Annotated in this window: 17 protein-coding genes and 1 tRNA gene; 10 read left to right on the top strand and 8 right to left on the bottom strand. The window is 70.9% G+C overall.

Annotation, left to right across the window (positions count from 1 at the left end; translation table 11 throughout):
• Positions 1 to 41: 41 nt before the first annotated feature.
• A complete protein-coding gene (locus JK363_RS15080; protein ID WP_201875407.1) occupies positions 42 to 1,700 on the bottom strand; it encodes an AMP-binding protein in 1,659 nt (552 codons plus the stop codon).
• A gap of 166 nt (positions 1,701 to 1,866) precedes the next feature.
• Positions 1,867 to 3,135 (bottom strand): M6 family metalloprotease domain-containing protein, encoded by a 1,269-nt coding sequence (locus JK363_RS15075; protein ID WP_201875406.1) that lies wholly within the window; start codon positions 3,133 to 3,135, stop codon positions 1,867 to 1,869.
• Between the two features lie 312 nt (positions 3,136 to 3,447).
• On the opposite strand from JK363_RS15075, the gene JK363_RS15070 reads away from it, so the two are divergent.
• A complete protein-coding gene (locus JK363_RS15070) occupies positions 3,448 to 5,349 on the top strand; it encodes a putative bifunctional diguanylate cyclase/phosphodiesterase (protein ID WP_201875405.1) in 1,902 nt (633 codons plus the stop codon).
• Between the two features lie 95 nt (positions 5,350 to 5,444).
• On the opposite strand, the gene JK363_RS15065 is transcribed toward JK363_RS15070, so the two are convergent.
• The 3 genes from JK363_RS15065 to JK363_RS15055 form a co-directional block, all read right to left on the bottom strand.
• Positions 5,445 to 6,566 (bottom strand): LLM class flavin-dependent oxidoreductase, encoded by a 1,122-nt coding sequence (locus tag JK363_RS15065; RefSeq protein WP_201875404.1) that lies wholly within the window; start codon positions 6,564 to 6,566, stop codon positions 5,445 to 5,447.
• Positions 6,567 to 6,805: 239 nt separating this feature from the next.
• Positions 6,806 to 7,543, bottom strand: coding sequence for a maleate cis-trans isomerase family protein (locus tag JK363_RS15060; RefSeq protein ID WP_201875403.1), 738 nt, complete (start codon positions 7,541 to 7,543; stop codon positions 6,806 to 6,808).
• A 306-nt stretch (positions 7,544 to 7,849) separates the two neighbouring features.
• Positions 7,850 to 8,794 (bottom strand): maleate cis-trans isomerase family protein, encoded by a 945-nt coding sequence (locus tag JK363_RS15055; RefSeq protein WP_201875402.1) that lies wholly within the window; start codon positions 8,792 to 8,794, stop codon positions 7,850 to 7,852.
• Positions 8,795 to 8,995: 201 nt separating this feature from the next.
• On the opposite strand from JK363_RS15055, the gene JK363_RS15050 reads away from it, so the two are divergent.
• Both JK363_RS15050 and JK363_RS15045 read left to right on the top strand, forming a co-directional pair.
• Entirely contained in the window at positions 8,996 to 9,943 is a 948-nt protein-coding gene (locus JK363_RS15050) for a D-2-hydroxyacid dehydrogenase (protein WP_201875401.1), read from the top strand.
• Between the two features lie 26 nt (positions 9,944 to 9,969).
• The gene (locus JK363_RS15045; protein WP_201875400.1) at positions 9,970 to 11,394 is read left to right on the top strand and encodes an amidase; all 1,425 of its coding nucleotides are present in this window, start codon (positions 9,970 to 9,972) and stop codon (positions 11,392 to 11,394) included.
• A gap of 89 nt (positions 11,395 to 11,483) precedes the next feature.
• On the opposite strand, the gene JK363_RS15040 is transcribed toward JK363_RS15045, so the two are convergent.
• Positions 11,484 to 11,993, bottom strand: a complete 510-nt coding sequence (locus JK363_RS15040; protein ID WP_201875399.1) for a DUF3830 family protein — start codon at positions 11,991 to 11,993, stop codon at positions 11,484 to 11,486.
• Positions 11,994 to 12,112: 119 nt separating this feature from the next.
• On the opposite strand from JK363_RS15040, the gene ehuB reads away from it, so the two are divergent.
• The 6 genes from ehuB to JK363_RS15010 all read left to right on the top strand — a co-directional run bounded on the left by ehuB (position 12,113) and on the right by JK363_RS15010 (position 16,309).
• Positions 12,113 to 13,027: an ectoine/hydroxyectoine ABC transporter substrate-binding protein EhuB gene (gene ehuB, locus JK363_RS15035; protein ID WP_201875398.1), complete on the top strand. Its 915-nt coding sequence runs from the start codon at positions 12,113 to 12,115 to the stop codon at positions 13,025 to 13,027.
• The gene (gene ehuC, locus JK363_RS15030) at positions 13,024 to 13,770 is read left to right on the top strand and encodes an ectoine/hydroxyectoine ABC transporter permease subunit EhuC (RefSeq protein ID WP_201875397.1); all 747 of its coding nucleotides are present in this window, start codon (positions 13,024 to 13,026) and stop codon (positions 13,768 to 13,770) included. Before ehuB ends, ehuC begins: the two co-directional genes overlap by 4 nt.
• Positions 13,767 to 14,417 (top strand): ectoine/hydroxyectoine ABC transporter permease subunit EhuD, encoded by a 651-nt coding sequence (ehuD, locus tag JK363_RS15025; RefSeq protein ID WP_201875396.1) that lies wholly within the window; start codon positions 13,767 to 13,769, stop codon positions 14,415 to 14,417. The genes ehuC and ehuD overlap by 4 nt, the downstream gene beginning before the upstream one ends.
• A gap of 22 nt (positions 14,418 to 14,439) precedes the next feature.
• On the top strand, positions 14,440 to 15,210 hold the full coding sequence (gene ehuA / locus JK363_RS15020; protein ID WP_201875708.1) for an ectoine/hydroxyectoine ABC transporter ATP-binding protein EhuA: 771 nt from the start codon (positions 14,440 to 14,442) through the stop codon (positions 15,208 to 15,210).
• A 177-nt stretch (positions 15,211 to 15,387) separates the two neighbouring features.
• Positions 15,388 to 16,149, top strand: coding sequence for an IclR family transcriptional regulator (locus JK363_RS15015; RefSeq protein WP_201875395.1), 762 nt, complete (start codon positions 15,388 to 15,390; stop codon positions 16,147 to 16,149).
• Positions 16,150 to 16,235: 86 nt separating this feature from the next.
• Positions 16,236 to 16,309: transfer RNA gene (locus tag JK363_RS15010), tRNA-Lys, on the top strand.
• Between the two features lie 95 nt (positions 16,310 to 16,404).
• On the opposite strand, the gene JK363_RS15005 is transcribed toward JK363_RS15010, so the two are convergent.
• A complete protein-coding gene (locus JK363_RS15005) occupies positions 16,405 to 16,620 on the bottom strand; it encodes a DUF2277 domain-containing protein (protein ID WP_201875394.1) in 216 nt (71 codons plus the stop codon).
• Positions 16,621 to 16,684: 64 nt separating this feature from the next.
• Positions 16,685 to 17,482, bottom strand: a complete 798-nt coding sequence (locus JK363_RS15000) for a 4'-phosphopantetheinyl transferase family protein (protein WP_201875393.1) — start codon at positions 17,480 to 17,482, stop codon at positions 16,685 to 16,687.
• A gap of 270 nt (positions 17,483 to 17,752) precedes the next feature.
• On the opposite strand from JK363_RS15000, the gene JK363_RS14995 reads away from it, so the two are divergent.
• Positions 17,753 to 18,667 (top strand): alpha/beta hydrolase, encoded by a 915-nt coding sequence (locus JK363_RS14995; protein ID WP_201875392.1) that lies wholly within the window; start codon positions 17,753 to 17,755, stop codon positions 18,665 to 18,667.
• The last annotated feature ends 329 nt before the right edge of the window (positions 18,668 to 18,996 follow it).

Genomic DNA, 18,996 nt, shown 5'->3' with positions numbered 1-18,996 from the left:
GAACACCCGTCCCTTATTGCGCGCGAGCCGTGCGCGGGCGGTCAGGCCGCGCCGCCGCACGCCGGTTCGGCAGGACCGGGCGCGAACTCGGCATGCAGGGCGCGCAGTTCACCGCGGAGATAGCGCTCGCGCAGCAGGGAGCGGCGTACCTTGACCGCGCCGACCCCGCGCACCGTGCCGGGGCGGACGAGCAGCAGTGCGCCCGTGGAGACCCCGAACTCCTCCGCCACCCCGGCTCTGATCCGCGCGGCCAGCAGCGGCAGCCGGGTGCGGGCGCCGCCCGCCGCGCGGACCTCCTGGACGACCACCAGCCGACCGGTGCCGAGGCCGTCGCAGAAGACCCGCGCGGACCCCAGCGGGCGTCCGCGGCACAGCAGTTCGCGTTCGACGTCCTGGGGGTGCAGGGTGAGCCCATCCACCAGCAGGGTGTCCCGCAGCCGTCCGGCCATCCGGAGCCCGCCGTCCACGGCGAGCCCGAGGTCGCCGGTGCGCAGAAAGCCACCCGCCCCCTCGGCGGCGCGTGCGGCGAACAGGGGCGCGGTGTCCGGCGGTCCGCCCCAGTGGCCGGTGGTGACGGCCGGTCCGCGCAGCCAGATCTCCCCTGTCGCCCCGTCCGGCAGCCGGCGGGCGGTCAGCGGGTCGACAACCGCGGCGTCGGCCCCGGGCACCGTGCCGCGTCCCGTGGCGAACAGCACCGGGGCGCCCTCGGCCGGGACATAGCCGGCGACCAGGGTCCCGGTCCGCAGTCCGGCGGCGGCGCAGCGGCGGGGAAAGGTCGCCATGGTGGCGGCCGACACCGGTTCCCCGGCGTTCAGGGCGGTCCGCCAGTGGGACAGGTCCAGTCCGGCCAGCAGCTCGTCGGTGGCCACGGCGGCGCTGCGGGCGTAGAGGGTGTCGGGGGCGACGGTCTCGGTGATCCGGTGGTGGCTGACCGCCCGCAGCCAGGCGGCCGGGTCGGCGCGAAGGGCGTGTACGGGCAGGGTGACGGCGGTGGCGCCCAGCCAGAGCGGATGCAGCAGCTGTCCGACCAGGCCGGGGGTGTGATGGCGGGGCAGCCAGCCGCCGATCCGGGAGCGGCGGCCGGAGCCCAGCGCCCGGCGCAGCGCGACCATGGCGGTCAGGAGATTGCCATGGGTGAGCCGGGCCCCGCGCGGGGCGGTGGCGGGGCCGGAGTCGTACGCGAGCAACGCGAGGTTGTCGGGGCCGGTGCGGGCGGGGGCCTGGGTCTCCCGGGCGTGCTGGGGGCGGCTGTCCGGCCGCAGTCCGTCGACGGCGAGGCAGGTGAGATCGGCGCGGCCCACGAGCGAGAGACGGCGCGAGGTCTCGGTGGCGTGCGCGGTCTCGGTGAGGACGAGGTCCACGGCGGCGTCGCGGGCGATGGCGGCGGTGCGCTCGGCGTCGGTCCGGGAGTCGGACGGCGCGGGCACCGGCACCGCGACGGCTCCGGCATGCAGACAGCCGAGCAGGGCCACCGCCGCGTACGGCCCGGGGTCCATGGCGATCAGCACCCGTCGGCCACCGGCGTCGCGGGCCCGCAGCCAGGCGGACACGATGGTGGCACGGGCGTCGAGCTCGACGTAGGAGAGCCGCTGGACCGGTGCGGCGGCCCCGCTCCCTGCCTGATGCACCAGCGCGTCATGGCTCGGGCGCTGGAGGGCACGTTCCTTCAGGGCCTCCGCCAGATTCGCGTATCGCGTCATGCTCAACTCCCGGGCGCCTGAGGTCAAAACGGGCCCACAGTCTCGGAGCGCCACCTAGAAGGCGGCTTGATCACCGGTGGTCATAACGCCCCAACCCAACCCCGACCACCACCCGCGCGCCCCGTGACTCGGCCGTCGGGGCACGGCGGGAACGACGTGGCGAGGCCTAGGGGCCCAGTTCACGGCGGGTGACCTTGATGCTCCAGGCGCCGCCCGTGGTACGGCCGGTCACCGTGACCCGGACGGCCTCGTCCTTGGCGGACAGGCTGTCCCCGACGCCCAGGGGGGCGTCGGCCAGGGCGGGGTAGACCGATTCGTTCCAGCAGGCGGAGCTGGCGGGGTGGCCGTCGAGCACCTGGATGGGGCCGTCACCGGAGGCGGTGTCGTTGTGCACGCGGTAGACCAGCACACCCTCGGTGCACACATGGGCGTCGTTGCCGTAGCGCTCGCGGGCCTCGATGGCCAGGGCAGTGGTGGGGCCGGTGCGGACCACCACCAGCCGGGTCCGGGTGTCGGCGGCGCGGCGGCGAGCCGTGGGGGCGGCGAGCGGGTGGAGGGTGTACCTCCGCGAACCGAGGGCGCGGTCGCAGGCGACCTGGCGATCGCTGAGCCAGCCCAGCTTCCACTTGTGCCAGCCGAAGGGGTCCGGCGCCAGTCCGAACTGACTGCCCATGAGGTCCCAGTCGCCGACATAGGTGTCCCACTCACCGCTGTTGTCGGTGTCCTTGGGGCGGTGGTAGAGGTCGGGCAGGTCGAAGACATGGCCGGTCTCATGGGCGAGGACATTGCGGTCCGGCGGGTGGTGCTCAAAAACGGTAACCAGCCGACGCAGATCGATACCGTCCGCACGCAGCGGACGTTCGAAGTTGACCACCTTGGTCGCGTCGGCGTCCACACCTGGGGCGTCGGGGTCGGCGACCAGATAGACGATGTCGTAGCGGGCGAAGTCCACCCGCGGATCGGCGGCGGCGATGGCGTCCCGTAGATAGGCCGCCCGCCGCCCGGAGTTCCAGTCGCGCTGTATGGCGTACGCGGTGGACGCCTGGGGCATGGTGATCCAGTTCTTGAACGGATGCACCCGCAGCCCGAACTTCCCGTAGGAGGAGCGCTTGAAGAAGTCGGCGGTGGCGGGAGTGTGGTCGGCGGCCAGCCGGTCCGGGGTCACCTTCGGCTTCGCATCCGGGAAGCGGAGGAAGACCATCACCGCGTTCAGCGCATGGGCCGGGCGCGGATAGCGCGAGTTCCAGCTGTCCAGGCCCTCGGAATGATGCGCTCCGGTGCGTTCCAGATCACAGGGGCCGCCCGCCCTCGCCGCGGCCGCGGGGCCCGCCAGCACGGATGTGGTGATCAGGGCGCTCAGGCAGGTCAGGACGGCTCCGGCAGGCCGTAGCCGGGAGGGTCGGTGCACCCCCTCGGGTACCTGAGGACGCACCATGTCGGCCTCCCGGGCGTAGTCGGAACACCCCCTCCACCCTGAGGTCGAAAGGGGCGGTACGCCCTGTTCGGCTGGACCGGTCGAGTGAACCGGCCGCGATGCGGGTACGTAACAGACGGTCACAATCGGTCAGGCGGGCCGTTGGCCCGCGCAGAGTCGAACAGTTACGACCAAACACACGGTCAAGGCGGCGGTGAGCGCGATGACGTCGATGGAATGCCCGGAGTGTGAGCCTCTATGATCGGCACATTTCCCACGGGGATTCCCTCGGTGAACGGGCGATCTCGGCCCGTCCGGCACCCGGTGTGAGACATGCGCAAGACGTGTACGACAGACCTGGCCACGACGAACGCCACGTGGGAGCGAGCGGTGAGCGGAACCCCCGACGGGCAGGGCCGCGCGCCCGGCGCGACACTGCCGAATATCACAGAGCGTAATGCGGCGCCCAGCGTTCCACCTCCAGGGGAAGGCTCCGGCGCACCCGGTCCCGGCACCGGCGCTCCCCCGAGCGCCGTGCCCGCCGACTATCGCGCCGCCTTCAACGCGGCCCGGCTGGCGATGGCCGTTGTCGACCGCGAAGGCAGAGTGCTGGACGCCAACCCGGCGCTCGGCGCGTTATTGGGCACCGATCCGGCCCTGCTGGCCACCCGCAGCGCCGCCGAGCTGGCCGATCTGCGGGAGGATCCGCGGACCTGGAGCGAGTACCGCGAGGTGCTGTGCGGCCGCCGGGCGCGGCTGTGCTGCACCCGCCGCCTCCAGCACACCGACGGCCATGCGCTGTGGGCCGAGATCACCATCGAGCCCGCCGCGGACAGTTGCAGCATGCTGCTGTCGATGGCGGACATCAGCGACCGGCGGGACCTCCAGGGGCGGCTGCGCCATCTCCAGCTGCACGATCCGGTGACCCGGCTGCCCAACCGCCATCTCTTCTTCGAGCGGCTGGCCTCGGCGCTGGAGTCGGCCGCCTACGACCAGGAGGGCACCGGTCGGATCGGGCTGTGCTATCTCGATCTGGACGGCTTCAAGGCGGTCAACGACACCCTCGGCCACCGGATCGGCGACCGGCTGCTGGGCGCGGTGGCCCAGCGGTTGACCGAATGCGCGGCGCCCGGCGGCCATCTGGTGGCACGGCTCGGCGGGGATGAGTTCGCCCTGCTGGTACAGAACTCCACCGGCACCGAACAGCTCTGTGAACTGGCCCGGTCGGTGCTGGCCGCGCTCCAGCGGCCGTTCGACGTGGTGGGCCAGCGACTGTCGGTATCGGCGAGCATCGGCGTGGTGGAGCGGCCCGCCGCGGGTACCCACACCACCTGGCTGATGCAGGCCGCGGACACCACGCTGTACTGGGCCAAGGAGGACGGCAAGGCGCGCTGGACCCTCTTCGACCCCGAGCGCAACGCCCACCGGATGACCCGTCAGGCGCTGTCCAGCACCCTGCGCCCGGCGGTCGAGCGGGAGGAGTTCGTGCTCGACTACCAGCCGCTGGTGGGGCTGGTCGACGGGGTGGTGCACGGGGTGGAGGCGCTGGTGCGCTGGGACCATCCGCAGTTCGGGCGGCTGTCGCCGAACCGGTTCATCCCGCTGGCCGAGGAGAACGGCGCGATCGTGCCGCTCGGCCGGTGGGTGCTGCGGACCGCCTGCCACCAGGCCCGCGCCTGGCAGCGGGCCCATCCGCTGCGTCCGCTGGTGGTCAGCGTCAATGTGGCGGTCCGCCAGGTCTGGGACTCGGACCTGGTCGCCGATGTGGGCGCGATCCTCCAGGAGACCGGGCTGCCGCCGCATCTGCTGCAACTGGAGCTGACCGAGTCGGCGGTGATGGGCTCGGCCGGACGTCCGCTCCAGGCGCTCCAGCGGCTCAGCGACATGGGGGTGGCGATCGCCATCGACGACTTCGGGACCGGCTACTCCAACCTGGCCTATCTCAGCAGGCTGCCGGTCTCCACGCTCAAACTGGACGGATCGTTCGTGCAGGGCTTCCGGACGGCTGAGCATCCGAACCCGGCGGACGAGACGATCGTGGAGGCGCTGGTGCAACTCGCCCACCGGCTGGGGCTGACGGTGACGGCCGAATGTGTGGAGAGCGCGGAGCAGGCGGAGCGGCTGGGGCGGATCGGCTGCGACACCGGGCAGGGGTGGTTCTACTCCCGCCCGGTGCCGCCGGACCGTATCCAGGCCATGATCACCACGTCCCCGGCATCCTCGGCGGCGTCATAGCGCCGCGGCACACCGGTCCGCGATCGGGCGCGCCCGCGGCCGGACGTTTGCGATCGGGCATCCGGGGTCGGGCGCTTGCGATCGGACGTCCTCGGTCAGGCGTCCTTGTCCGGCAGGCCGTAGGCGTCGGCGATCAGCTCGTAGGAACACAGCCGCGCCTCACGGCCGTGCGCCGTGGCCGTGATCATGAGCTCATCGGCCCCGGTCCGCTTGACCAGCCCGTCGAGCCCCTCGCGGACCTCGTCCGGTATCCCGTACACCACATTGGCCAGCCAGCTGTCCACGAAGTCGCGCTCGAGCTCGCTGAAGGGATATGCCTCGGCCTCCTCGGGGGTGGGGACCAGACCGGGGCGGCCGGTGCGCAGCCGGATCATGGACAGCGCGCCGGTGAGCACCTGGCGATGGGCCTCCTTGCCGTCCTCGGCCGCGAGCGCGGAGACGCCGATCGAGGCATACGGCCGGTCCAGTACGGCGGAGGGGCGGAAGGTCTCGCGGTAGAGGTCGAGCGCGGGGAGGGTGTTCGCGGCGGAGAAGTGATGGGCGAAGGAGAACGGCAGACCGAGGGTGCCCGCGAGCCGGGCGCTGAACCCGCTGGACCCCAGCAGCCACACCGAGGGCCGGTCGGCGGACTGCACCCCGCCGGGGACGGAGCCCTGCACGGGTCCGGGCACGGCGTGGATCCGGGCGTAGCGGTGGCCGTCCGGGAAGTCGTCGTCGAGGAACCGGATCAGCTCGGCCAACTGCTGCGGGAACTCGTCGGCGCCCTCGCGCAGCCGGTCGGTGCGGCGCAGTGCGGCGGCGGTGGCGCCGTCGGTGCCGGGCGCCCGGCCGAGCCCGAGGTCCACCCGGCCGGGGGCGAGCGCCTCCAGGGTGCCGAACTGCTCGGCGATGACGAGCGGTGCGTGGTTGGGCAGCATCACCCCGCCCGAGCCGAGCCGGATGCGCTCGGTGTGGGCGGCGAGATGAGCCAGGATCACGGCCGGGGAGGAGCTGGCGACACCGGGCATGGAGTGGTGCTCGGCCACCCAGAAGCGGTGGAAACCGCGGCGCTCGGCGAGCCGGGCGAGCGAGACGGAGGTCTTCAGCGCCTGGGGGGCGGTCACCCCGCTGCCGACGGTCGCCAGATCGAGCACCGACAGGGGTACGGGCGCGCTGCCGAGGGGCTCGCCCCGGACGGTGTCGCGCTGTTCGTCTTGCCGGTCCCGCTCATCGGCCACGGTGGCCCGCCTCCCTGGTCGCTCTTGTCCGGTTGCGGTGCCACGGGGCAGCCCGTGGCACCGCAACCGGACCAACCGGAGAACGTCTCCGCTTTATTCCCGGCGGACGGACGAAACGACCCGGCCGCCCCCGCCTGCGACCAGGCCGCCCCCGCCACCGCGGAAGCCACCATGGGCCGGGGAACTTCGCGGACCCGAACTCCCCGGTGTGCCAAGCCCGTTCGGAATCCCCGCCGCTGTCAGCGCCCGGCTTTGGCGAACAGGGTGCCCAGCCGGTCATGGGCCGGTTCACGGCCCAGCAGCCGCAGCCCCTCCCAGACCGTGACCTGGTTCGCCGTGAGCACCGGCTTGCCCAACTCCTCCTCCAGATCGGGCAGCCAGGCGGCGGTGTGCAGCGCGGTGTCCGGAAGCAGCACCGCCTGCGCCTCGGGGTGGTCTCCGGCCCGAGCCAGATGCAGCACCTCGTCACGGCCCCAGGTGCCGACCTCCGCGGCCGTGATGATGCCGCTGCCCCGGGTGGAGACCACTTCCGCGCCCGCCGCCTTGAGGAAGGCCCGGAAGAGCTCGGCGACATCCTCCGGATAGGTGGCGGCGATGGCGACCCGCTCGGCGCCGAGCGCCTGCACCGCATGGGCGAAGGCGAAGGAGGTGCTGGAGGTGGGCAGCCCGGTCGTCTCCCCCAGCTCGCGCACCTGCTCATGCGCGCCCTCCCAGCCGAAGACGAAGCTGGCGCTGGTGCAGGCCCAGACCACGGCCTGAGCGCCGCGCTCCTTCAGCTCGCCGACCCCGGCCGCGAGCCGCCGGGCCGACCCCATCTCCAGCAACGCGTCCACCCGGTGGGCGTCCTCACCGATATCGGTATGGACCAGAGGGAGCCGGACACCGCCGCCCAGGATGCCCTCCAGGCGCGGATAGTCGTCCTCGGCGGAATATCCGGGGTAGAGAAAGCCCACCGTGTCCGGGACCGGATGCGTCATGTCCGCTACCACTAGCACTGCCTCCTAACCGGCGACCCCCGTGAGCGCCGCCCCTGCTCTGTCACTTCTTCTACACCGCGGACGCCCGCCGGGTTCCCTCTCACCCGGCGAACCACCGGGCGAACCACCGGCAGACCACCCGCGGACCACCCGGCGGACTCGTCCCGCGGACCACCCTGCGGAACCGCCAGGCGAACTCACCCCGCGGAGCCGTCCCGGATCACCAAACGATCCGGGCACCGACCGAGGGGCCAAACGAGTGACTGTCCGGCCCCTCACCCCGTTCCGCCGGTTCGCCCCGGCACCTCACACCGGCGGCGGGCCGCCCGCGTCGTCGAGGTACGGGCCCTCCCCGATCCCGGGGCCGAACCCGGGATCCAGCTCCCCGGGCTCCATGTCCGGCACCGGTGACGTCGCACCGGCCAGCGCCGCCTCGGGCTCCGGTTCGGCGTCGGCCACCTGCTCGGCGACCGGCGCGCTCAGCGACGACGAGGACATCCCCGCCGGACCGGACCGGGCGGCCGGATCCAGCAGCGCCTGGTACGGCCCGACGGCCCGGGCGCCTATCGCCCGCAGCGCCGCCCACATCGTCACCTGGTTGGCCGACAGCACCGGCATCCGCAGCTCCGCCTCGAGCTGCGGAATCACGTCGTAGGTCGGCAGATTGGTGCAGCTGATGAACAGCGCGTCGGTGGACCCGACCACCGCCTCCCGCGCCATGTCGACCACATCGCGGTAGGGCACCTTCCAGATGTGCCGGGTCAGTCCGAGATAGGCACGCCCGGTGACGGTGATACCGCCCTCACCGAGGTACTCCTCCAGCGAGTCGGTCACCGACCGGGTGTACGGCGTGACCACCGCTACCCGCCGCGCGCCGATCTCGTGCAGCGCCTCCAGCAAGGCGCCCGAGGTGGTCAGCGAGGGAAGCTCCCCCGCTTGGGTCATGGCCGCGCACATCGCGCGCTCGCCGGCCACACCGCCGACGAAGCTGCCGGAGGTGCAGGCGTAGGCCACCACCTCCGGTGCGACCGCGCTCAGCGCCCGCACCGCTTCGTGCAAAGTCTCGTGCTCGCTGACAAGGCGTGCCAGGTCAAGGCTGACCTCGACCGGCACAAAAGGGGTCCGGGTGAGGTGCAGGGAGACCTCGTCCGGCACCCAGCGCCACAGCTCTCGGTCGAGAGCGAAGTCGAACGGTGCTACGACACCCACGCCGAGCTGCGGCTGTGGGCCACCGAGGAAGGAGACGTCCATATCGAGCCCCAAATCAGAACGGAGGGCTGGACCATTGGCCAGAGATACAGAGATGCCGGCCTGATGCCGGGACGCCGGAACAGATGCCGTTGTTGACGACGGTAGTTTCCGCTGCCTAGCGTGGTCAATCCTGCAAACTGAGGCGCCTGCCCAGGCTTGGTTCAGCCAAACCCACCCACGTTTCGAAACGGTTTCCCGCCTATGTCCGAAACCACTGTTGTCGTCTTCGGCGATCAGCCTCCGATCCGGCTGGACCGGCTGGCCGGCCGGGCCCGGGTCGTGGTCTGCGACGAGAGTTCCCTGCCCGAACAGCTCCCCACCGCGGATGTCCTCCTGGTGTGGGACTTCACCTCCGACGCGGTCCGCGACGCCTGGCCCGGTGAGGGGCCCCGGCCGCGCTGGGTGCACACCGCGAGCGCGGGCGTCGACCGCCTGCTGTCCCCGGAACTGACCGCTTCCGACACCGTGCTGACCAACGCCCGCGGTGTCTTCGAACAGCCGATCGCCGAGTATGTCGCGGGCCTGGTCATCGCCATGGCCAAGGATTTCCACGGGAGTTGGGAGCTCCAGCGGCAGCGCCGCTGGCAGCACCGCGAGACCATGCGGCTGGCAGGGAGCCGCGCGGTCGTCGTCGGCGCGGGCCCCATCGGCCGGGCCATCGGCTCCACCCTGGCCGCGCTCGGCGTGGTCGTCGATCTGGTCGGGCGCACCGCGCGGGAGGGGGTGCACGGCGGCGACGAGCTGCCCGAGCTGCTCTCCCGGGCCGACTGGGTGGTGTGCGCGGCGCCGCTCACCGAGTCCAACCGCGGGATGTTCGACCGGACCGCGTTCGCCCGGATGAAGTCCACCGCCCGGTTCATCAACGTCGGCCGCGGCCCCCTGGTGGTCGAGAAGGACCTCTCGGCGGCCCTGACCGCCCGGCAGATCGCCGGCGCGGCGCTGGATGTCTTCGAGCATGAGCCGCTGGCCGCCGACGATCCGCTGTGGGATGTGCCGGGGCTCTTCGTCTCGCCCCATATGAGCGGCGACACGGTCGGCTGGCGTGATCATCTGGCCGAGCAGTTCCAGGACAACTACGACCGCTGGGCCGCGGGTGAGCCGCTGCTCAACGTCGTCGACAAGCGACTCGGATACGTACCGGTGGACTGAACGCACGACCCCGAACGGAGAGTTGGATGACCGATATCCACGCCCTGACCGCTGTTCAGCTCCTGGAGCGGTACGCCTCCGGTGAGCTGTCCCCCGTCGAGGCCACCCGGGCCGCCCTCCAGCGGATCGAGCAGATCCAGCCCGAGGTCAACGCGTTCTGCCGGATGAACGCCGAGGAGGCGCTGCGGCAGGCGGAGGAGTCCGCCGAGCGGTGGCGGCGCGGCGCCCCCCTGGGGCTGCTGGACGGGGTGCCGGTGTCGGTGAAGGACATCCTGTTGCAGCGGGGCGCGCCCACGCTGCGCGGTTCGCGGACCGTGCGCGCGGAGGGTCGGGCGTGGGACGAGGACGCGCCCTCGGTGGCCCGGCTGCGGGAGCACGGCGCGGTGTTCGTCGGCAAGACGACCACCCCGGAGTTCGGCTGGAAGGGCGTCACGGACAGCCCGGTCCACGGCGTGACCGGCAATCCGTACGACCCGGGGCGGACCGCGGGCGGCTCCAGCGGCGGCAGCGCGGCGGCGGTGGCGCTGGGGGCGGGTCCGCTGAGCCTGGGGACGGACGGCGGTGGCTCGGTCCGCATCCCGGCGTCCTTCTGCGGCATCTTCGCGCTCAAACCCACCTATGGGAGGGTTCCGCTCTATCCGGCGAGCGCCTTCGGGACCCTGGCCCATGTGGGACCGATGACCCGGGACGCGGCCGACGCGGCGCTCCTGATGGATGTCATCTCCGGTGCGGACTGGCGCGACTGGTCCCAGCTGGCGCCCCCGCCGGAGGGCGGCGCGGGCTTCCGTGACGCGATCACGGCGGGCGGCGGCGGGGTCGACGGCCTGCGGGTGGCCTACAGCCCCGCGCTCGGCGGTACGGCGTCGGTGGACCCGGAGGTGGCCACGGCGGTCCGGCGGGCGGTGGACCTGCTGGAGCGGCTGGGCGCGGTGGTCGAGGAGATCGACCCGGGGTTCGAGGATCCGGTGGAGGCGTTCCACACGCTGTGGTTCAGCGGCGCCGCCCGGGTGGTGCAGCCGCTGAAGCAGGAGCAGTGGGAGCTGCTGGACCCGGGGCTGCGTGAGATCTGCGCCCAGGGGGCGGCGTACAGCGCGCTGGACTATCTGGCGGCGGTGGATGTGCGGATGGCTCTCGGCCACGCCATGGGCCGGTTCCACTCGGCGTACGACCTGCTGGTCACCCCGACCATGCCGATCACCGCCTTTGAGGCGGGAGTCGAGGTGCCGCCGGGCTCGGAGCACACCCGGTGGACCGGCTGGACGCCGTTCACCTATCCGTTCAACCTCACCCAGCAGCCCGCGGCGTCGATGCCGTGCGGGCTGTCCTCGGAGGGGCTGCCGATCGGGGTGCAGCTGGTGGGCGCGCGCCATGCGGACGCGCTGGTGCTGCGGGCCGCGCACGCGCTGTACGAAGCGGGCCTGGCGGACGGCGTACGTCCACCCGCCGCCTGAGCCCGCGGCGTCCGGGACCACGCCGACCACCTGAGCCCCGAAGCGTCATCGTGCGCCGGACGGACCGACCGGGTCCGTCCGGCGATACGTCATGCCCGGCGGAAGTTCAGGGTCTCCCCCAGCGCACCGGCCCGCCACAGGTCCTGGCAGGCGTCGGCCATGCGGTCCAGGCCGTCCACGACGGTGCCCCACACGATGCCGGGCACCCATCCCGCGTCACCGTTGATCAGCAGGTTGTTCCGCTCGTAGAAGAGCGCGAGGTCGATGACCTGCGTACGCCCCTGGTGTTTGGCGTCCGTCTCGTAACCGTAGGAGTTGGTTCCGAGCTGGGTGTCCGTGAAGGTGAAGTAGCACAGATCGCCCGGGATGGGGGTGATCGTCGGGTTCTCGAGCGGGGGCTCTTCCGGCGCGAACGGCGGCAGCAACGTGTAGATCTCGTTCCGCGCGTACTTGGCGTGGTACACATCACCCCCCAGGGGGAGCGCGTTCCAGACCGCCTCACAGGTGATCGGCGCACGATCGTCAAGGAGTTTCGCCGTGCAGGTCACCCCGCGCTTGTCGAGCGAGACCTCGATGAACCGGTCAGCTCGGTCAACCATGGACATTCCTCCAGGTCAGTTCGGAGCCAATGCTGTCGTAGGGATATACCCAGCATCGACTAGATCAAGGGCTGGAAACAGCCTGCATACATTTCGCCGAGTCGGGTAGTCGCGCGCCCATGGCTCCACCACGTGGGAACGACATCGAAAGCAGAGGAAAAGGGCTTGCGCGCCGCTCGCTTCTGGCCGGCGGCGCGGCCCTGGGTCTGCTGGGCGCGGTCGGCTGTAGCCGGGTGTCCAGCTCTGGTGCCAAGGACGGGGGCAATCTGCTGGAGCGGCTGCGGTCGCAGGGGACGGTACGGCTGGGAATCGCGGGGGAGATCCCATTCGGCTATATCGACAAAAACGGCGATTTCACCGGTGAAGCACCGGAAATCGCGAAGGTCATCTTCAAACGGCTGGGCGTGGACAGGGTCCAGCCGGTGCCGACCGAGTTCGGGTCACTGATCCCGGGTCTGCGATCGCAGCAGTTCGATGTGGTCTCGGCGGGGATGTACATCAATCCGGAGCGCTGCGCTCAGGTGATCTTCTCCGACCCCGACTACCGCATGCGTGACGCGTTCATCGTGCGCAAGGGGAATCCGAAGAATCTCCACAATTACGACGACATTGCGAAATCGAAGGCCAAGATGGCCACCGGTACCGCTTATGCCCAGATCGGCTACGCGGAGGCCGCCGGGGTGAAGCAGGGCGACATGCTGATCCTTCCTGATCAGCTGGCCGGTCTGCTGGCCGTGGAGCAGGGCCGGGCCGATGTCTTCGCGGGCACGACCGTGACCGTCCACAACGTGGTGAAGCAGCGGAACAGCCAGCGGGCGGAGGCGACCGAGCCGTTCCAGGCCTACGTGGACGGCAAGCCGGACATCGGAGCGGGCGGCTTCGCCTTCCGGCCGGAGGAGACGAAGCTGCGCGACGCCTTCAACAAAGAGCTGCACAAGCTGAAGAAGAGCGGCGAACTGCTCCGGATCGTGCGGCCGTTCGGCTTCACCAAGGAAGAGATGACCGATCTGACCGCAGAGGAGCTGTGCAAATGACAGCCGGACTGTGGGAACACTGGCTCCTCCCGGGCATCTGGATCACGATCCAGCTGACCCTGTACAGCGCCGCCTTCGCCACCGTCGTGGCCTTCGGTATAGGGCTGGCGCGCACCTCGCCGCTGTGGATCGTCCGTTTCCTCTCGGGCTTCTACGTGGAGATCTTCCGCGGCACCTCGGCCCTGGTGCTGATGTTCTGGCTGGCGTTCGTGATGCCGCTGGCCTTCCACTGGCAGCTGTTCCCGATGTGGGCGGCGGTTCTGGCACTGGGCCTCACCTACGGCGCCTACGGCTCGGAGATCGTGCGCGGTGCCATCGCGTCCGTGGCCCCGGCCCAGCGCGAGGCGGCCATCGCGCTCAGCTTCACGCCCGCGCAGCGGATGCGCCGGGTGATCCTGCCGCAGGCGATACCCGAGATGATCCCGCCCTTCAACAACCTGCTCATCGAGCTGTTGAAGGGGACGGCCCTGGTCTCCGCGGTGAACGTCGCCGACATCACCTTCGCCGGTCAGCTCTCCCGGCTGGCGACCGGTGAGAGCGCCCAGATCTACACGATCATCCTGGTCATGTACTTCGTGCTGGCCTTCGTGCTGACCCGGCTGATGCGGATGCTGGAGCGGCGTGCCAAGGCGGGCATCGGGCAGATCCCGGAGAAGCGCGGCGCGCTGGTGACGCGGAAGCTCACCCCCCGCCAGGAGACCGAGCAGTCGTCCAACCTGATCACTGGAGGTGGGGTCCAGTGAACTGGAACTGGGACGTAGCCAAGGACTTTCTCCCCGAGCTGGGCGATGGACTGCTGATCACGCTGGAGGCCACCGCCCTCGGCTCGGTGCTGGCGTTCGCACTGGGCCTGGTGTGGGCGCTGGCCTTCCGCTCCCCCAGCCGCTTCGTACGCTGGCCGGTGTCGGCGGTCGTGGAGTTCACCCGCAACACCCCGCTGCTGGTCCAGCTGTTCTTCTTCTTCTATGTGCTGCCCACCTGGGACATCAAGTTCTCGGCGCTCACCACCGGTGTGATCGCACTGGGGCTGCACTACTCCACGTACACCGCCGAGGTCTACCGGGCCGGTATCGACGGTGTGCCGGTGGGCCAGTGGGAAGCGGCCACCGCGCTCAGCCTCTCCCGCGGCCGTACCTGGACGGCGGTGATCCTGCCGCAGGCGATCCGCCGCGTGGTGCCCGCCCTGGGCAACTACGTGATCGCGATGCTGAAGGACTCCCCGATGCTCGCGCTGATCGGCGTTGTCGACATGTTGCAGAAGGCGCGGGCCGAGGGCTCCTCGTCCTTCAACTACATCGAGCCGTTCACCATGGTCGGCATCGCCTTCATCCTCATCGCCTATCCGGCATCCCTTCTCATGCGAGCCCTGGAGCGTCGTCTTGGCCACTGAAACCGACCACACGAATCCTGCCGTGGACGGCAGTGAACTGATCCGCTTCGACCAGGTGACCAAGCGCTTCGGCGACAACGTCGTCCTGGACAACCTGGACTTCTCGGTCTCCTCGGGCAAGCACGTCACCCTGATCGGCCCGTCCGGCTCCGGCAAGACCACGATCCTGCGGCTGCTGATGACGCTGCTCAAGCCCGACGAGGGCACGATCAAGGTCGACGGGGCGTACCTCACCCACGAGGACAAGGGCGGCAAGCTCGTCCCCGCGGGCGAGAAGCACACCCGTGAGGTGCGCAAGAAGATCGGCATGGTCTTCCAGCAGTTCAACCTGTTCCCCAATATGCGGGTGCTGCGCAACATCACCGAGGCCCCGGTGCACGTCCTGGGGCTGAGCAAGGACGAGGCCGAGACGCGGGCGCGGGAGCTGCTCGACCTGGTCGGCCTCGGCGACAAGTGCGACTCCTATCCGACGCAGCTGTCCGGCGGACAGCAGCAGCGGGTGGCGATCGCACGGGCGCTGGCCATGCGCCCGCAGGTGATGCTGCTGGACGAGGTGACCTCGGCGCTGGACCCGGAGCTGGTGGCCGGGGTGCTGGACGTGCTGCGCGACATCGCCCACACCACCGACATCACCATGCTCTGTGTCACCCACGAGATGAACTTCGCCCGGGACATCTCGGACGACGTCCTGATGTTCGACTCGGGCCGGGTCATCGAGTCCGGCCCGCCGGAGAAGATCTTCACCGAGCCGGAGCACGAGCGGACCCGTGAGTTCCTGAGCGCGGTTCTCTAGCCCGAGAGACACCATGCCCCCGCCGATCACGGCGGGGGCATGCTCATGGCATATGCCGGGGAAATGCCCCGCTGCTGACGGAGTGCGTAGCCCCCGTCAAAATGCTCAACACCCGCTCCCCGCACAGCCCTTGGCGGCTATCGTGGTAGGCGGTCACAACCTGCGAGGGGGGACACCGTGGCGCTCAAGCCCGAGCCGACCGCGCCATTCCACTCGGTGCAGCATGCCCTCCGCATCCTGGAGGTCGTCGCCAAGCACTCCGGCGGCGTGGACGACACCGTCATCGCGCGCGAGACCCGGCTGCCCGCCCACCAGCTCACCGATCTGCTGCGGATGCTGCGCCGCGAGGGCTATGTGGAGCAGATCGGCGACGGGGCGTACATCGGCGGCGAATCCCTGACGCTGCTCGGCTCCGCCGCCGCCGACCGCGTCCACGCCGTCGACGACAAGCTCCAGCAGTCGCTGGCCGCGCTGCGCGACTCGGTGGGGGCCGCGGTCTACCTCAGCCGCTATGTGGACGGCGAAGTCAAGATCACGCAGTACGCCGACGGCCCGCGGATGCCCAGGGTCAACGAGTGGGTGGACTTCCGGTCCGCGGCCCATGCCATGGCGGTCGGCAAATGCCTGCTCACCCAGCTCGACCACGACGGCCGCCGGGACCATCTCTCCCGCCACAAGACCGTGCGGCTCACCTCCCGCACGACGACCAACGAGAAGGTGCTGTTCCGCAAGCTGGACAGCCAGCCCGCCACCGTGCCCGTGCTCGACCTCCAGGAATACGCGGTCGGCACCGTCTGCGCGGCCGTGCCGATCACCGCGGGCCAGTCGGTCGGCTGCCTCGCCCTCTCGCTCCCGCTGGAGCATGCCCACCGGCTGCACCAGGCCGCCTACACCCTCAACCGGGAAGCGGCCCCGATGCTGCTCTCCCTGACCATCTAGGTCCTGTCCCAGCCCGGCCGGTTCCGCCCCACGGCCGGTGGTCAGGAGCACCCTCCGGAACCGGGTAGTATTTACGTCGTCAGCAGGCGCCGCTAGCTCAGTTGGTTAGAGCAGCTGACTCTTAATCAGCGGGTCCGGGGTTCGAGTCCCTGGCGGCGCACCGATGATCAGGCAGCTGACCTGGGCGTTCTCGGTTTTCCGAGGACGCCCGGCCGCGTTGTGGGGCCATGACGTAGCTCATGACATGGCCGCCGCTCAGCGCGCCCCGCCGCGCACCTCCAGCGAGCCCAGCAGCTGCCCGGTGGCGGCGGTGACCGCCTCGACCGCGCGGTCGAACGCCTCCGCGTTGTGCGCGGCGGGCTGCCGGAAGCCGGAGATCTTGCGCACGTACTGGAGCGCCGCGGCGCGCATGTCCTCTTCGGTGACGGTCTCGGCGTAGGGCGAGCGGAGTGTCTTGATGGATCTGCACATACCCCCGACGGTACGCCGCCGCACCGACAGCGCCCCGGGCCCGCGGCCCGGAGGCACGCGGCGCTCAGCCCAGCAGCAGCCCGCCCACGGTGACGACCGGGGCCCGGTCGCCGCGCACCGCGACCGCCGCGTGGTAGCCGGGGGGCGCGTCGACATCGGCGAGCGTCCAGCCGTCCGGGCCGGGTGGCGCGTCCGCGGGCGCCAGCCCCTCGGCGAGGCCGACGTAATGGGTACGCAGCCCACCGGGCAGTCCGGTGCCGATGCCCTTGAGAAACGCCTCCTTGCGCACCCAGCAGCTGAGGAACGCCTCCTCCCGCAGCTCCTCGGGGAGCGCGTCGATCGCCGCCCGCTCCCCGGGGTGCAGCTGGCCGATCAGCCCGGTCAGCCGGGTGCCCGCACGCCGGGGTTCGCGCCCCTCGATATCGGCGCCGACGGTCACCCCGGCGACCGCGTAGAGCGCGGCGTCCCCGGCGTGGGAGAGGGAGAAAGCCAAGGTGGGGTCCCCGGCCAGGGCGGGGCGGCCGTGGGGCTTGTCGCAGTCCGGCATTCCGCAGGTCTCCCGGGCGAACTCCACCGCCGCCGGGTCGGTCCCGAGATAGCCGCCGAGCAGAGTGCGCAGCCCCACGTGCGAGGCGACATAGCGCTCCCGCAGGGTGGCATGGCGGAAGCGCGCGGCACGCTCGCGCTCCCGCTCGTCCAGAACTCCGGCGGCCTCCTCGGCGGCGGCGACGGCGGGTGGTATCCGCAGCAGCCAGACGGCCACCTCACCGGGGGCGGGCCGGTTCTCCGGGCGGGGCAGGGCACGGGCCGGCCCCCAGGACCCGGGATTCCGGGTGGGGTCGGCCGGGCTGGTGAACGGCACTGTTCGGCTCCTCCGCGCAACTCGTCGCCATCCGGCGTCCCGTCGGGACGACGGTACAGGGGCGGACCCGGCTCACCCGTCCGGCGGCACGGCAGGAAGCTGTCGCCGCGGCCCTCCCGGCCTGGTCCAACGCCCGTACGGCGACGCGGTGTTGCCGCACCGCAGCACTCGGTGAGTTAGGACACGTTCACCTCGCGGCCGACCCGGTCAGGGGGTCGCGGCACTACGATCGCGCACGTCCGTGCACAACCGGTGATGGGGGTTTGCAACATGGCGACGGGATTCCTGACGAAGGCGGCTTCCGCGGCCACCCTCCCGGTGGCACCGCTGTACGGGGCGTTCCTCTCATACTTCATCTATCACCCGCCACGCAAACGCCATCACAAGACCCCCGCCGACCTGGGCATCGACAGCACCGAGGTCATGGTGGAGCTGGACGGGTTCAAGGGGCGCGGGCTGCATGTCTGGCTCTGCCCCGGCGATCCCCAGCGGGTGGTGGTGCTCGGCCACGGGCTGGGGCTGAGCAAGTCCGCGAGCCTGTCCCAGGCCAAACTGCTGCACCAGGCGGGCTACACGGTCGCCCTCTTCGACCACCGCAACCACGGCAAGAGCGTGGCCGACCGGGCCTGCTGGGGCATGAGCGAGCGTCATACGGACGATGTAGTGGCCGTGGTCCGGTACCTGCGCGCACAGGAGGAGTACGCCGGGGCGCGGATCGCCATCTACGGCTTCTCCATCTCCACCTTCCCCTCCTTCTACATGCTCGGCAGGGGGCAGGACTGCCCGGTGGACGCGGTGGTCTGCGACAGCGGCCCGGCCCTTGAACTGGCCCCGCTGTTCCGGAACTTCGTCGCCTCCGACGGGGTGCCGGTCCCGGGCCCGCTGCGGTCCGGGCCCTCGCGCGCCGTGCTGGAGAAGGTCGCCTCGTCGGCGGCGGTGGCGATGCTGCGGGTGCAGTGGCCCCCGGCGGCCGAGAGTGCGTACGAGCGAACGCCCATGCTCTTCCTGGCCGGTGAGCACGACACCATGATCCCCGCTGCCGGGGTACGGGCGCTGGGCGAGCGCTATCCGCTGGCCGAGGTGCACACCCTGCCGGACACCGAGCATCTCCAGGGCATCAAGACCCAACCGGACGTCTACGCCGACACCGTCCTGGGCTTCCTGGACCGAACCCTCAAGAACTGAGCACCCGAACCGCCCGGACTTCAGCGAGGCCGCGTAGTCGGGCGCCCCAGAAGCCGAAACGGTCATCGCCGGGCGAACGGACCTTTCGGTCTCCCCCGCCCCCGTGACGGGGGAGAACCGATGCACCTGCATTTCCATAGTCCGTCACTCACGCCCCCCGGCCCAGCGTCTGGCAGAAAGATGCCATAAGAAAACGGGCAGGCTCCCACCCGATACGGGCAGGAGCCTGCACACTCCGGTCAAGGGCGGGGGCTCAGTCCTTGATCTCGCAGACGACCGCGCCCGAGCTGACCGAGGCACCGACATTCGCGTTCAGGTTCTTGACGATT

Origin of the sequence: Streptomyces coffeae (assembly GCF_016741875.1) — a bacterium.
Classification (GTDB): domain Bacteria; phylum Actinomycetota; class Actinomycetes; order Streptomycetales; family Streptomycetaceae; genus Streptomyces; species Streptomyces coffeae.
This window is presented reverse-complemented; position numbering and strand designations above follow the sequence as displayed.

Excerpts from the sequence above, each read along its gene's own strand:
- ehuB (WP_201875398.1), top strand. The coding sequence starts at position 12,113 with ATGGCTCCACCACGTGGGAACGACATCGAAAGCAGAGGAAAAGGGCTT.
- JK363_RS15005 (WP_201875394.1), bottom strand. The coding sequence starts at position 16,620 with ATGTGCAGATCCATCAAGACACTCCGCTCGCCCTACGCCGAGACCGTC.
- ehuC (WP_201875397.1), top strand. The coding sequence starts at position 13,024 with ATGACAGCCGGACTGTGGGAACACTGGCTCCTCCCGGGCATCTGGATC.
- JK363_RS15075 (WP_201875406.1), bottom strand. The coding sequence starts at position 3,135 with ATGGTGCGTCCTCAGGTACCCGAGGGGGTGCACCGACCCTCCCGGCTA.
- JK363_RS15045 (WP_201875400.1), top strand. The coding sequence starts at position 9,970 with ATGACCGATATCCACGCCCTGACCGCTGTTCAGCTCCTGGAGCGGTAC.
- JK363_RS15040 (WP_201875399.1), bottom strand. The coding sequence starts at position 11,993 with ATGGTTGACCGAGCTGACCGGTTCATCGAGGTCTCGCTCGACAAGCGC.
- JK363_RS15050 (WP_201875401.1), top strand. The coding sequence starts at position 8,996 with ATGTCCGAAACCACTGTTGTCGTCTTCGGCGATCAGCCTCCGATCCGG.
- JK363_RS14995 (WP_201875392.1), top strand. The coding sequence starts at position 17,753 with ATGGCGACGGGATTCCTGACGAAGGCGGCTTCCGCGGCCACCCTCCCG.
- JK363_RS15060 (WP_201875403.1), bottom strand. The coding sequence starts at position 7,543 with ATGACGCATCCGGTCCCGGACACGGTGGGCTTTCTCTACCCCGGATAT.
- JK363_RS15080 (WP_201875407.1), bottom strand. The coding sequence starts at position 1,700 with ATGACGCGATACGCGAATCTGGCGGAGGCCCTGAAGGAACGTGCCCTC.
- JK363_RS15070 (WP_201875405.1), top strand. The coding sequence starts at position 3,448 with ATGCGCAAGACGTGTACGACAGACCTGGCCACGACGAACGCCACGTGG.
- JK363_RS15055 (WP_201875402.1), bottom strand. The coding sequence starts at position 8,794 with ATGGACGTCTCCTTCCTCGGTGGCCCACAGCCGCAGCTCGGCGTGGGT.